The 13725-nt window shown below is 62.4% G+C and carries 13 protein-coding genes; 4 read left to right on the top strand and 9 right to left on the bottom strand.

What is annotated here, in order from left to right; translation table 11 throughout:
* Positions 1-4: 4 nt before the first annotated feature.
* Entirely contained in the window at positions 5-616 is a 612-nt protein-coding gene (locus ACCD05_RS07800) for a DUF1236 domain-containing protein (protein WP_413392009.1), read from the bottom strand.
* 196 nt (positions 617-812) lie between these two features.
* Between ACCD05_RS07800 and ACCD05_RS07805 the strand changes: the two genes are divergently transcribed.
* Positions 813-1463, top strand: coding sequence for an MBL fold metallo-hydrolase (locus tag ACCD05_RS07805; RefSeq protein WP_209234970.1), 651 nt, complete (start codon positions 813-815; stop codon positions 1461-1463).
* Between the two features lie 90 nt (positions 1464-1553).
* On the opposite strand, the gene ACCD05_RS07810 is transcribed toward ACCD05_RS07805, so the two are convergent.
* From ACCD05_RS07810 to ACCD05_RS07835, 6 genes are all read right to left on the bottom strand, one after another.
* On the bottom strand, positions 1554-1988 hold the full coding sequence (locus ACCD05_RS07810; RefSeq protein WP_018897409.1) for a BA14K family protein: 435 nt from the start codon (positions 1986-1988) through the stop codon (positions 1554-1556).
* Positions 1989-2125: 137 nt separating this feature from the next.
* A complete protein-coding gene (locus ACCD05_RS07815) occupies positions 2126-2341 on the bottom strand; it encodes a cold-shock protein (RefSeq protein WP_018897410.1) in 216 nt (71 codons plus the stop codon).
* A gap of 463 nt (positions 2342-2804) precedes the next feature.
* Positions 2805-3719 carry a DMT family transporter gene (locus tag ACCD05_RS07820; RefSeq protein WP_413392010.1) on the bottom strand — a complete coding sequence of 305 codons (915 nt, stop codon included), beginning with the start codon at positions 3717-3719 and terminating at the stop codon, positions 2805-2807.
* Between the two features lie 125 nt (positions 3720-3844).
* On the bottom strand, positions 3845-4924 hold the full coding sequence (locus ACCD05_RS07825; RefSeq protein WP_413392075.1) for a PQQ-dependent sugar dehydrogenase: 1080 nt from the start codon (positions 4922-4924) through the stop codon (positions 3845-3847).
* Between the two features lie 171 nt (positions 4925-5095).
* Positions 5096-5875: a class GN sortase gene (locus tag ACCD05_RS07830; RefSeq protein ID WP_413392011.1), complete on the bottom strand. Its 780-nt coding sequence runs from the start codon at positions 5873-5875 to the stop codon at positions 5096-5098.
* On the bottom strand, positions 5865-8216 hold the full coding sequence (locus tag ACCD05_RS07835) for a marine proteobacterial sortase target protein (protein ID WP_413392012.1): 2352 nt from the start codon (positions 8214-8216) through the stop codon (positions 5865-5867). The genes ACCD05_RS07830 and ACCD05_RS07835 overlap by 11 nt, the downstream gene beginning before the upstream one ends.
* 339 nt (positions 8217-8555) lie before the next feature.
* On the opposite strand from ACCD05_RS07835, the gene ACCD05_RS07840 reads away from it, so the two are divergent.
* Together ACCD05_RS07840 and ACCD05_RS07845 are read left to right on the top strand one after the other, a co-directional pair.
* A complete protein-coding gene (locus ACCD05_RS07840) occupies positions 8556-9758 on the top strand; it encodes a pyridoxal phosphate-dependent aminotransferase (RefSeq protein WP_413392013.1) in 1203 nt (400 codons plus the stop codon).
* A gap of 142 nt (positions 9759-9900) precedes the next feature.
* Positions 9901-11055, top strand: coding sequence for a GGDEF domain-containing protein (locus tag ACCD05_RS07845; RefSeq protein ID WP_413392014.1), 1155 nt, complete (start codon positions 9901-9903; stop codon positions 11053-11055).
* A gap of 86 nt (positions 11056-11141) precedes the next feature.
* Here the strand turns inward: ACCD05_RS07845 and ACCD05_RS07850 are convergent, their stop codons facing one another.
* Positions 11142-12239: a calcium:proton antiporter gene (locus tag ACCD05_RS07850; RefSeq protein ID WP_413392015.1), complete on the bottom strand. Its 1098-nt coding sequence runs from the start codon at positions 12237-12239 to the stop codon at positions 11142-11144.
* A 235-nt stretch (positions 12240-12474) separates the two neighbouring features.
* On the opposite strand from ACCD05_RS07850, the gene ACCD05_RS07855 reads away from it, so the two are divergent.
* A complete protein-coding gene (locus tag ACCD05_RS07855) occupies positions 12475-12756 on the top strand; it encodes a DUF2188 domain-containing protein (protein ID WP_018897419.1) in 282 nt (93 codons plus the stop codon).
* 28 nt (positions 12757-12784) lie between these two features.
* Here ACCD05_RS07855 and ACCD05_RS07860 read toward each other — a convergent pair whose 3' ends face one another.
* On the bottom strand, positions 12785-13696 hold the full coding sequence (locus tag ACCD05_RS07860) for a LysR family transcriptional regulator (RefSeq protein ID WP_413392016.1): 912 nt from the start codon (positions 13694-13696) through the stop codon (positions 12785-12787).
* Positions 13697-13725: the final 29 nt, after the last annotated feature.

The following is a 13725-nucleotide window of genomic DNA, read 5'->3' on the forward strand; positions in this document are numbered from 1 at the left end:
GGTCTTAGTTGTAGACGTAGACGATACGGCGCGTGCCCGGATCGACCAGTACAGGACGGTCGTTGATGCGGGCGTAGCGGTACTGGTAGTCTGGGATTTCCTGGAAGGTCACGGTGCCGGGCACCTGCGCGCCGACGACGACGTCACCGCCGACTTCGACCGTGCGGCCAGGGTTGCTCTCGATATAGGTGGTGACCGTCTGCGGCGGTTCGATCGTCTCGACCGAGCCGACCGGGCCGAGCAGTTCGTCGCCCGGAGCGGGTTCGGCGGGGCCGGTCGCTGCCGTGGTTTCATACGTCACAACGGGGATATCGAGATCGGACTGGTGCTGCTGAACGATTACCTGGTTGCCGTCCTGATCCATCTGCAGGTACTGGGCGTAGACCCAGCCGCGCATGCCGTTGACATCGACACGGCACCACTGGCTGCCCGCGACGCAGCCGTCGAGGATGGTTTCGGAGCCGCGCGTCGCAACGCCGACAGCGGGATACTGCTCGCCGGGGCCGGCGTGAATGGTCAGATCGTTGATGGCCGTTGCGGCCATTTCCGCGCGGGCGAGGCCGGCGGACGCCAGAACCATTGCGCCTGCCAGGAAAAGATTTCGCTTCATGGTCATCGTGGGTCTCCTTTTATAGACGGGTTGGTAACGCCCGGAACAAGGGGAGGTTCCGCTAAGGGCGATCACAGGAGATTACACTTGTCGTTGCGGCGTGACGGAGGGCTCGGCAAAATCAAGGCTGCACGTGCCGGCGTTTGCGACTATATCGACATCGAGACGGACGACGTACGCAAGACATAAAGCGAGGCACCCCATGAGCATGCTCCAGGCCGGGATCATTCCGGTGACAGCGTTCCAGCAGAACTGCACGATCTTTTTCGATGAAGCGACGAAGGAAGGCGTGGTGATCGATCCGGGCGGGGATGTCGCCAATATCCTGCAGGGGATCGAGCAGAATGGCCTGAAGATCAAGGCGATCTGGCTGACCCACGGCCATCTCGACCATGCCGGCGGGGCCAAGGAGCTCAAGGAGGCGCTTGGCGTCGATATCATCGGCCCGCACGAGGACGACCTGCCGCTGCTGCAACGGATCGAGACGCAGGCGGAGAAATACGGGCTGCCTGCGGGGCAGATGCAGAATGTCGAGCCGGATCGCTGGCTGAAGGATGGGGACACTGTCTCCTTCGGCGAGCATGTGTTCGAGGTCTATCACACGCCGGGCCACGCGCCGGGGCATGTCATCTATTTCAACCGGGCGCAGAAGTTCGCGCATCTGGGCGACGTTCTGTTCAACGGTTCGATCGGCCGCACCGATCTTCCCGGCGGAAACCACCAGCAGTTGCTGGATTCAATCCGCGACAAGGTGCTGCCGCTGGGCGATGAGGTCGGCTTCATCTGCGGCCATGGCCCGGGCAGCCGGATCGGCGACGAGCGGCGCGGCAATCCCTATCTGCAGGGGCTTTGAGCCGGGCAGGGGATCAGAGCGGGCAACGCCCGCACAAAACAAAAGCGCCGCTGAAAAGCGGCGCTTCGTGCATGAGCGTTCAGTATTCGATCAGTTCGCGACGCAGAAGTGGCTGCGGCCGTCATTGCCGATGAAGGTGCCGCTGCGCGGATCGAACGAACGGTAGCGGTAGGAGCAGTAGCGTTCCCACTGCGGGGTCCACGGCTCGACGCCGACGCGAACCGGAGCCGGCTGGTAGTAGCGCACGGGCGCCGGGCGGTAATAGCGGGGAGGCGCTGCGTAGACCGGGCCATCGTCATAGGCGTAGGGCGGGTCGATGTAGCGCGGTTCGTCGTAACGCGGCGCATTGGCGATCGCCGAGCCGACGATCAAGCCTGTTGCAAGACCGACAGCGCCGCCGACCCATGCATCGTTGTTATGGTGGTGGCGATAGCGCCAGTCGTCAGCCGATGCGACACCGATCGACGAGAATGTGATGGCAGCCGCGGTTGCCGTCAGAAGAAGGGTCTTGGCAAGGCTATTCATGTGTTCTGTCCTGTTCAAACTCTTGGCCGGTTTTGCACCTTGATGATGGCAAGTTAACGGCTGGCGGCTGAATGCAGGCTGAACGATAAAACCCGGCGGCCCGCCGGGCTTCAACTCGATTGCAAAGGTAGGCTCTATCAGCCGTCGATCTGCAGGTTGACGGCCTTCGGGCCCTTGCCGCGACGATCCGGTTCGGTGTCGAAGCTTACCTTCTGGTTTTCCGTCAGTCCGGCCAATCCGGAAGCCTGCACGGCGGAAATGTGAACGAAGATGTCCGCGCCGCCCTTGTCAGGCTTGATGAATCCGAAGCCCTTGTCGGTGTTGAAGAATTTTACAGTCCCAGTCTCGGCCATGCGTCAGGTCCTTTGATCTCTGCCCGCCATCCACACGGGCAGCATACTGATATTGCCTCCTCACGGAGACGCTAACAGGCAATTATTGAATTGTGAGAAAAAGGTCCCCTCTAAATCAGTAGAGTTCTCCGCAGAACTTCCGCCTGCTTCTTCAGAACCTACCGACCGGAGTATTAGCGTCTCCGGCGCGCACAATCTTAAGGACTTCCCATGCTCGCAAAATGCCCGAACGCCACGAGATTGCTGCGATTATTCACTTTTGGCAAGCAAAAGTTTTCCGACGCAACGCTGCCTCGCGCGCCAATTCCGGGTGGGTTTTGGCCTTTGACGAAAAAAAGCACTCATCAGCCGCCGCTGAATAACGTTTTGTATCGTGAGCAATATATTTTAGGAGCAGATTTTGCCAAAATTACAACGTGCGCGCGACCTCGCGAACGTTAAACTTTTTTTCATATTTTCGGCTTCAGCCCGGATTTTGGCCGATAAGCAGGCCGTTTTGGCGACGTCGGCGGGCTATCTCGGGGACGATTTCAACTAGAAGCATTGCCGCGAACATCAGCGCGCAGCCGACATAGCCGAGAGCGGAGATCTTCTCGCCCAGCACAAGAGCGCCGAGCGCCGCGCCAAACAGCGCTTCCGACGACAGGAAGATGGCGGCTTGCGAGGAGGTGGTGTAGCGCTGGCCGATGATCTGCAGCGAGAATGCGATGCCTGACGAGAAGATGCCGACATAGAGGATCTCAGGCGCCGCGTCCCAGATCGCCGCCAGGCTGATGGGCTCGACAATGACGGCGGCTGCCAGCGCCAGGACGGCGGTGACGGCGAACTGCGCCACCGACAGTGTCAGGGCTCGGCCGGTCTCCGAGACGATGATGCCGGCGAGCGTGATCTGGCCGGCGGAGAAGACGGCGCAGAAGATCGTCAGGATATCGCCGCGCGAAAGGGCCGACATGTCGCCACCCGACAGCAGATAGATGCCGGTCAAGGCCATCAAGGCGCCAGGCCAGACGATCCAGTGCGGCGCCCGGCGCAGGAAAACCACGGCGATGATCGGAACGATCACGACATAGAGGCCGGTGAGGAAGCTTGAATTGGTGACCGTCGTCGTCTGGAGACCGATCTGCTGGGTGATCATGACGCCGAAGAGGGTCAGCCCGATCAGCAGATAGAGCATCGCGTGGCGCCCGCTGGTCTTGGTCTTGCTCTTGCGCGCCTCGATCAGCGCGAAGGGTAGCACGGCGACGGTGGCAATCGCGAAGCGCAGGCCGACGAACCAGAGCGGACCGATCGTTTCCATCGCCGTCGACTGCGCGACGAAGCCGCCGCCCCATATGGCGCCAGCCAGCAATAGAACAAGGTTCGCCTGTATGCGCGTCATGTCAGCCTCAATCTGGGAGGTCGGCCAGACGGGGTTAGCGCTTTGCGGCCGAAACGGAAGTGGTCGAGATGGGCGACCGTTACCAGTTTCGTTCGACCGCAGCAAGGCGACGCCTACCGATGAGATCAGCCGTTGTTGGCGGGTGCCCTGGAGACGCGCAGCAGTGCACCATCATCCGCATCGGTGACGATCAGAAGCGCGCCATCGGGCGCCACCACGATATCGCGCATGCGGCCATAGGCGCCGTCGAAGATGCGCTCCTCAGCAACGAAAGCGCCGCTGTCATCGCGCTGCATGCGCGACAGGAGTTGGAACTTGAGGGCTGCGACCAGGAAGTCGCCATTCCATTCCGGAAACATCTTGCCGCGATAGATGGCGACAGCGCCAGGGGCGATCGAGGGATCCCAATAATAGAGCGGCTGCTCTAGCCCCTTTTTGGCGGTGCCTTCGCCAATTTCGGCGCCGGAATAGTCGCGGCCGTAGGTTATGATCGGCCAGCCGTAGTTCTTGCCCGGCTCGATGCCGTTGATCTCGTCGCCGCCGCGCGCGCCATGCTCGACGGTGTAGAGCTTGCCGTCGGCGGCGTCGAAGGTGATGCCCTGTGGGTTCCTGTGGCCCTTCGACCAGATTTCCGGCAGCGCCTTGGCGCCGTCCTTGAAGGGATTGTCATTGGGGATGCTGCCATCGGCGTTGATATGGACGATCGCGCCGGCATCGTCCTGCCAGTCCTGCGAGCGGTCACGATCGCCGCGGTCGCCGATGCTGATGAAGAGCGAGCCATCCTTGGCGATGGCGATGCGCGAGCCATATTGGATGCCGCCGCTGGTGAACTTGCGCATCTTGAAGATCGACTTGACGTTATCAAGCGCGGTTCCATCGGCCGAAAGCGTGGCGCTGAAGGCTTCGGTGCCGGAGCCGCCGTCACCCGGGGTCGCGGCCGTGAGATAGAGGGTTCGCGAGGTCGCAAAATCGGGTGCCAGTTCCACATCCATCAGGCCACCCTGGCTTCTGGCGTAGACCTTGGGCACGCCGGATATCGGTGCGGAAAGCTTGCCGTCGCGGATGATCCGCAAGCGGCCTGGGCGTTCGGTCACGAGATAGCCGCCATCGGGAAGGACGGCCACCGCCCATGGGTGCTCCAGCCCCGAGGCGATCGTTTCGACCTGAACCTGGACCTTCTTGGTCTCGACCGTGTCGGCAGCCATCGCCGGGGCGGATTGGGAAAGGATCGCCGTCAGCAACAAGCCAATCCCTGGCGCTTTACCGAGCCGAAGTGTCGAAACTGATCTCATTCCCCATCCCCTAATGCCAACTTACAAATATCGATCCACCATTCCTGCCTGAGACTTGGAGGAGAGTGCGCCTTGGTTCAACCCTCAAGGCAGAGGGGATAACGGCATTGTGTTTCGGCCTTGAACGGAGCCGGTCGTTTTCGCGTCCACAAGCTCTGCCTCGACGATATAGCGGAGCGGTCCCCGTTCGGTGGCGCCGAAGGGCCAGCAGGTTGCCAGCACGAGGTTATGGCCATGTGCGGCCGGGTCGATGCCGCTGTTGTCCCAGGAGACGACGCGGCCTTCGCCGGCCTTGAATATCAGGCGTTCGCCGTCACGGCGCGTCACCTCGATCTCATCGCCCGGCTTGACGTCCTTCAGCCAGCGGAAGTGGGTGTCGCGATGGGCGGCGATGACGGATGTGCCCTCGTCGCCGGGCTGCGGCGTGTTCGTCAGCCATGCGGGGCCGAAGGCGAGCGCCTCGCCGGACGCACCGGAGAGAACGATCGCCTGCTTGCCGAGGCGGGGGGCGCTGACCTTCGCCTCGGTGGTGAAGTCGGCCCAGGGCCAGGGCTTGGCGTCCTCGCCGCGCAGTTCGGCCGCAAAGGCGCGCGCCAGCAGGAATTGCGACAGCTGCGCCTTCGCCTTGATATAGATGCCGTCGCCGATCAGGATCATCCCGTAGATCGCCAGGATGGCGATGCCTGCAGCGATCACCTTCTCGACCACGGAAAAGCGCGGCAATAGCGCGGATGGCTGCTTGTTGTCGGGTGCGTCGAAGGCGGTTGCCGCCGCTGTCGCCATGGCGAGTTCCAGATAGGTGGGAAGCGGGCCGAAGTCATCGGCCGGTCCGGCTCCGCTGGTTCTGCCCGTTCTAATGGCCACGGCGGGTCCCTCCCGCCATGGCGTTGCGGCGTCTCCACGCCATCAGACCGCTTGCGGCCACCAGCGCCAGGATCATCAGCGTCAGGCCACGGGCGATCTGCTCGTCGGCGCGGGTGGCGGTCTGCGGCAGCTGGACGGAGGCCGAGCGCTGGGCGATCAGGTTGGCCACCTTGGGTGTCGGGGCGGCCGCCATGCGGGTTGCCGCGAGCTCGGCCACCTGCTGCAGTGGGGCAGCCATGGCATGGTCGGGGCCGTTGCCTGAAGGTGCCTGCGGGGCGGGGGGCGTTTCGCCGTAGACTTTCTCGAAGTCCCAGCCATCAGGCAGGTTAAGCGGGAGCTTGGCGGAGTCCAGCGGCTTGTCTGAAGGGCGCGACGGGGTGACGTCGACAGCGACGAGGCTGGTCATGCGCGAGACGAGGTGATGGGCAAGCGCCACGATCTCGACATCCTTGTCGAGCGCTGTCGGGTCCTGGCGCTCATAGGCGCGGGCTTCAAGATCGTCGATCTTGCGGCGTGCCCAGAGCTTGGAGATGCCCTGGCCATCGGCGGCGTTGGCGATATCCATCTCGACGCGCCACGGCTGGACGCCGGTCTTGCCCGTGATCTGCAGTTTGCCCGTCGGCTTGGCGTCCGGCAGTTCTGCCGTCAGCACCACGGGTTCACCGGTGTAGAGGTCGGGCATCGGGTTGGGGGTGATGTCCTCGGCCTTGGTGTTTTCGAAGGTCGCCGCGATATCGGTCATCGCGGGGTTCTGCAGCTTTTCGAACAGCTCGGCCATGCGCGTGGCGATCTGGTCGGTGGAGCCGATCTGGGTGAAGGTGCCGCGGCCCATCTCGGCGGCCTTGGTCATGAAGTAAGAGTTGGGCGCCGAGCCGATGCCGACGGTGAAGACGCGGGCGTCGCCACGGTTCTGGGTGATTTCGGTGAAGAGCTGCTGCTCGTTGCCGATCGCGCCGTCGGTGAGGAAGACGACCTGGCGCAGCGCGCCCGCCGCGACCGAGCCCTGGTTGCGCAGCGCGTCCTGCAGTGCCGGCAGCATCTCGGTGCCGCCATCGGCGTTCAGGCTCCTGACATAGGATATCGCCTTTTCGCGATTGTCAGGGGAGGCGGCGACGAGGCCGTTGAAATAGTCGGTCATCGTGTCGTCGAAACGGATCACGTTGAAGCGGTCGTCGGCGTTGAGCCTCGAGATGGCGAGCGCCAGGCTCTCCTTCGCCTGCTCGATCGACGGGCCGGACATGGAGCCGGAATTGTCGATGACGAAGACGACCTCGCGCTTGGCGGGGACAGCGTTCGCATCCGGCGTCGCGGGCGGGGTGACGAAGGCGAGAAGATAGGTCTTGCCGTCGCGCACTTCGCGGAACAGGCCAGCGCTCGGCGTCTTGCCGGGCGCGGCCTTCCAGGTGAGTTCGAAATCCTTGTCGGCGGGAACGGTTTCGCCCTTCAGCGCGATCACGCGGTTCTGGTCGCCGTCGGTCTTGATATCGACATCGTGGAAGGAGGATTTGACATCGCCGAGCGGGAAGCCGGCCTTTAGCTTTACGGTCAGCGCGACAGGGTTGATCTTGGCGTTTTCGCGCGGATCGAGCACCGGTGTGGTGATCTTCTCGCGGTTTTCGACCGGATCGGACGGGACGGCGAAGCCGGCGCCGTTGTTGAACTCGACGGTCTGGACGATCGGCGCCGGATTGTAGCGGGGTGCCACGACCATCGGGAAGCGCAGCGAGAACTCGCCGCCGGACTGGTGCACCGTCTGCTGGTATTCGACCTGCACGACGATGGTTTCGCCGGGGCCGATATTGGCGACCTGGTTGGTGAAGATGTTGGGGCGTTGCTGTTCCAACAGCGCGGTCTTCTTGCCCTCGGCCTTGGCCTGCTCGTAGATTTCGCGGGCTTCCTGTCGTGGCTTGATCTGGCCTTCGATGAAGCGGTCGCCGATCTGCATCTTCAGAACGTCGACGGCCGAATTTTCGGGCAGCGGGAAAACGTAGGTGCCCTCGACCCAACCCTTGCTCGGGTTCTGGAAGCGCTGCGTGACCTTGACGCGGGCGATGGGGCCGGTGACATCCATCTCGACGTCGGTCTTCAGGCGCGGCGCCTCGACGAAGAAGCCGGGTTCCTTGGCGGGAAAGAGCAGCGAGCCGCTGTTGACGTCGTTCGGCTTGATCAGGCCAGCGAGCTCGCTGGCTTTCGGCTGGCTTTCCTCGGCGGCATAGGCGGCCGTCACCAGTCCTGATGTAACCAGGATGGAGGCGGCGAATGCCACGAATGCGATCAGCAGGGATATGGAAACGCGGGCGGCGCGCAGCCGCCTGATGGTGACTTCATCTTCCAGAAACATGGCATGCCCTCAGTAACCAATTTCGGAGATGCAAGAATGCGGCTTCGATCTCGGCGGGCTCGCGACCGAATTGCGGCATGCCACGGCATTTGTTGCGGCCAATTCGTGGCGAAGGGCCGATTTGGCGAAGTTTTTGATTTCAGGGCGTAAATCGGGATCGCGTCGGGCGGGTGGCTTCGGATTATGCGAATCACGATCCCGATAGCGCGAATGATCACGAAGAATCATCCGTTTCATCACGCCTTTGGCCTTGAAAAGCCTGCCTACATTGGACATAGACCGTAGCGCAGAAATCCGGCCCCGGCCGTCTGCTAAAATCAACCGTATAGGACCGATATCATGGCCTTTCTTGCCGATGCTCTTTCCCGTGTGAAGCCTTCCGCCACCATCGCCGTTTCCCAGAAAGCGCGCGAGTTGAAAGCAAAAGGCCGTGACGTGATCGGTCTTGGCGCCGGTGAGCCGGACTTCGATACGCCCGACAACATCAAGCAGGCGGCGATCGACGCGATCAACCGCGGCGAGACGAAGTACACGCCGGTTTCCGGTATCCCTGAACTGCGCAAGGCGATTGCCGCGAAGTTCAAGCGCGAGAACGGCCTGGATTACTCCTGGGAGCAGACGATCGTCGGCACCGGCGGAAAGCAGATTCTTTTCAACGCCTTCATGGCGACGCTGAATGCCGGCGATGAAGTCGTCATCCCGGCTCCTTACTGGGTGTCGTATCCTGAAATGGTAGCGCTGTGCGGTGGCACGCCTGTTACCGTCATGACGACGCAGGAAAACAACTTCAAGCTCCAGGCTGAAGATCTCGACAAGGCGATCACGCCGAAGACGAAGTGGTTCATCTTCAACTCGCCGTCCAACCCGTCGGGTGCCGCCTATACGCATGACGAGCTGAAGGCGCTCACCGACGTGCTGCTCAAGCATCCACATGTCTGGATCCTGACCGACGACATGTACGAGCACCTGACCTATGGCGACTTCAAGTTCGTCACGCCCGTCGAAGTCGAGCCGAAGCTTTATGACCGCACGCTCACCATGAACGGCGTATCGAAGGCCTACGCGATGACCGGCTGGCGTATCGGCTACGCGGCCGGCCCGATCCAGCTGATCAAGGCCATGGACATGATCCAGGGCCAGCAGACCTCCGGCGCATCGTCGATCGCGCAGTGGGCCGCCGTCGAGGCGCTGAACGGCACGCAGGCGTTCATTCCCGAGAACAAGAAGATCTTCGAAGGCCGCCGCGACCTCGTCGTGTCGATGCTGAACCAGGCCAAGGGCATTTCGTGCCCGAACCCGGAAGGCGCCTTCTACGTCTACCCGTCCTGCGCCGGCCTGATCGGCAAGACGGCGCCCACGGGCAAGGTCATCGAGACGGATGAGGACTTCGTGTCCGAACTGCTGGAATCGGAAGGCGTTGCCGTGGTTCACGGCTCGGCCTTCGGCCTCGGCCCGAACTTCCGCATCTCCTACGCGACCTCGGAAGCGCAGCTCGAAGAAGCCTGCAAGCGCATCCAGCGCTTCTGCGGCGCCTGCAAGTAAGCAGTCTTGCTTTGAACTTCGAAACCCGCCGGCGACGGCGGGTTTTTTGTTGCGGGTGTGTTTTGCTCCCGCCCATTTAAGGATCGCTAATGACTGGCGTCTATTGGTGCGGTGTTTTTATAGATTTCATTGCCTCCGGATCATGACGCTTCAATCCTTCCAGCTCGATCTCGCAACGGTTCTCCTGTTGCATCAATGCTCGTTTCTCGTCGGCGCTCTCTGCTTTCTCTACACGCGCTGGCAGTCGAAGCGCGGCGAGGGGCTGGGCACGCTGGCGATCGGCTTCCTGTCGCTGGCGATGTCGTCGACCTTGGCTGGGCTGGGTGAGCGTTCGGTGCTCTCCCATGAAATCTGGACGTTCGGCACCTTTGTATTCGGCCTCATCGGCTATTCGGTCTTCTGGGTCGGCATGCGCCAGCTCAGCAGCGGCCGACGGCGGCGGATCGATTGGCTCGTGCTGGTCATTCCAGCGGTGCTGATCGTGACCGCGGTCGTGACGCAATTCTACCTGGTCGACGCGCTTCGCGGCGCGGTCGGGAATTTCGTTTCCTTCCTGTCGCTGGCGGCGGCCACGGCCACCGTGCTGCACGATCGGCGACCGGAACGGCTGCCAGTGCGGATCGTGCTGTCTTGCGTGATCGCGCTGTCGTCGATTCTCGCCTTGCTCATCGTCATTGCCATGCTGACGCCGGCAATCGCTCCGATGACGCCGCGCTGGGCGTTCTTCATCCGCATCATCTGCCATTTCGCCATCGCGCTCTTCGTGATCATCCTCGTGAAGGAGCGCGCCGAGGCGGCGCTGCGGCATGTGGCCGATACGGATATGCTGACGGGCGTCGGCAACCGCCGCTGGTTCACCTCGCGGATGCCTAAGGTCATGCGCGGCGACGATGCGCTGCTGTTGATGGATCTGGACCTGTTCAAGCAGGTCAACGATCGTTTCGGCCATGATACCGGCGATCAGGTGCTCGTCAGCTTCGCCGATGCGATCCGCCGCAACCTCAATGCCAGCGGCAGCTTCGCGCGTCTCGGCGGCGAGGAGTTCGCGGCCTATCTGCCGAAGACGAACGCCTTGGAAGCCATGAAGGCGGCCGAGCGTCTGGTCGATGTGATCGGCAAGCTCGAAGTGGACAGCAACGGTCAACGCGTGCCGCTCACCGTCAGCATCGGCGTTGCGACGAGCGCGGATGCGGGCCGCTCCTGGAGCGACCTGCTCAAAATGGCCGATGCGGCGCTTTATGCCGCCAAGGATAGCGGGCGCAATCGCGCCGTTCTCTACGACAAGATCGCGGCGTAATCCGCCTTCCTGCTTGGCAATCCGATTCAGGTTTTCGCCGTAAGGCGTTGATTTCGGATTCTATCTGCCGCTGAGCTTCTCGATCGTCATAACCCCAGGCTCGCCAGCATCAGGAACGTTGCGAAGAGGATGAAGTGCGTCATGCCCTCGATGGCGTTGGTCTCGCCATCGTTGAGGTTGATGGCGGCGGCGATCAGGGTGATCGTGACCATCACCGTCTGCACCGGCGTCATTGCCATGATGAAGGGCTGGCCGGTGTAGAGCGCGATCGCCTCCATGACCGGGACGGTCAGGATGACGGTCGAAAGCGAGGCGCCCATGGCGATGTTGACGGTTGCCTGCATTCGGTTCTTCAAGGCTGCGCGAAGCGCGGTCAGGATCTCGGGCGCGGCCGATATGGTCGCGACGACCAGCGCGGTGAGGCCGATTGGCGCGCCGGTGTCCTTGAGGCCGGTCGTCATGAAGGCCGACATGAACTCGGCGAGTGCTCCGATGACGACGACGCCTGCCAGGATCGTGGCGATCGAGACCGCCGTCGACCCTTCGTCGCCATGGTCCTCCGATGCGTCCTGTTTGCGCTCGGCGCGTGGGTAGCTGTAGCTGAAGAAGTAGCTGTGCTGGCCAACCTGCATGCGCAGGAAAAGCGCGTAGAGCGCGATCATCGCGACGATGGTGAAGGCGGAATAATAGTGCCATTTCTCGTCTGGCACGAATTCCGGGACGATCATCGAGATGCCGATGGCCGTCAGGATCATCACGCCATAGGTCTTGCCGGAGTTGTCGTTATAGGGCTGCTCTCCATGCTTCAGGCCGCCGAGCAGGGCGGCGAGGCCGAGGATGCCGTTGATATCGAGCATCAGCGCCGAATAGATCGTGTCGCGCACCAGCGTCGGCGAGCTTTCGCCTGACATCATGATGGCGAGGATGATGACCTCGACGGCAACCGCCGAGAGCGTCAAGATCATCGTGCCATAGGGATCGCCGACCTTGATGGCGAGGATTTCGGCGTGATGGGCCACGCGCATCGAGGCGAGCACGATGGTGACGACGAGGGCGGCAGCCGCGATGAGTGCCGCGCCCTGGCCCATCTCCATGATCGCGTGTTCCGACAGAAACGCCGCCACGCCGACCGCAATCGCAATCAGCAGGTACCGTTCGGTTTTCAGGCGTGACACTATCCCCAACGTCGAGCTCCGATCTTGATTCATGTATCAAGTCTAAGGCGATGATTTCACATATCAAGTCGGCGATTGCGCGGGGCAGGTTTGCAGTCTTGGGCATTTAATGGAATACTGCCTCATCGGTCAGCCGGAAGCATATCGCGGCGCCTCTCGTCTTTTTGCCAGATGGCACCGCGCTAAACAGGATTCGATCCTGTTGGTTCGGTGTGTTGAACCAAGCAAAAGAGGAGTGAAGTGCATGGTCAAGGTGGTCTATGAAGTCGTCCAGCACGATGGCGGCTGGGCCTACCGGCTGGGAAACGTGTATTCCGAGGCCTTCCCGACACATTCCGAAGCGCTTGAGGCGGCCCGTATCGTGGCGGCCGAGCAGCAGGTCGGCGGCGATTCCGCCGAGATCAGCTGGCAGGACGACAAGGGCAAGTGGCACGAGGAATATGCCGAGGGTGGCGACCGTCCGGAGACCGAGGTGGTCGATGGCAACTGGAAGACCCACCAGGCCGCAACGTCGCCACGCGCCTGACCGATCGCACTCTTCATGAGGCGTTCCGTCAGTCCCGGCGGCCGAGCGCTCCTTCCCTGATATAGTCAAGCAGGCCCGCGACCAGCGCGTCGAAGGTGACGCGGTAGCGCGGCGAGGTCTTGATCGCCTCGTGCATCACCACCCAGGTCGCAAGCGGGATTTGAAACGCCTGCGGCAGAACGTGGACGAGATCCTCATCCGACGCCGCCAGTCCTGCCTGGCACATCCCTATCCCCAATCCCGAGCGGATCGCCGCCATCTGCGCCAGCGTGCTATCGGCCTTGAAGCCGAAGGTGAGGTCGGCGAAGACAGGGTAGCGTTTCAGCATCGTCCTGACATAGCCGGTGTGCCGGTCGAAGCCGATCAGGCGGTGGTTGCTTAGATCGGCCAGCGTTTGTGGTGTTCCGCGTTGATCGAGGTAGCGGCGATGGGCGTGGAAGCCGAGCGGGATATCGCCGATGCGGCGTACCACCAGCGCGTCCTGTGTCGGCTCGCTCATCCGCACGGCGATATCGGCTTCGCGGCTGAGCAAATCCTCGACCGCGTCGGAGGCGGAGAGCTCGATCTCGAGCTCGGGGTACTGCTCCATCAGCGGCGCCAGGATCGAGGGCAGCACCTCGACGCCGATCACTTCGCTGGCGCTGATGCGGACCGGGCCGGCGATGCGGTCGCGGTGGCCGGAGGCAGTGCGGAGCAGGGCGGCGGAGGTTGAGGCCAGCGTTTCGGCATAGGGCTTGAGTTCGAGGGCGGCTTCGGTCGGCATCAGGCCGCTCTGCGAGCGGACGAAGAGTTGCGTGCCGACGATCTCTTCCAGCGCGTCGATATGGCGGCCGATGGTCGGCTGCGTCAGGCCGAGCTCGCGGGCGGCGGCCGATAGCGAGCCGTGGTGGAGTACGGCGAGAAGGGTGCGGTAGAAATCCCAGCTTGGCTCCGTGGTCATTCAAATACGTATAGATGAGATAAGAATTT

The organism is Rhizobium sp. Rhizsp42, assembly GCF_047304155.1.
GTDB lineage: Bacteria > Pseudomonadota > Alphaproteobacteria > Rhizobiales > Rhizobiaceae > Rhizobium.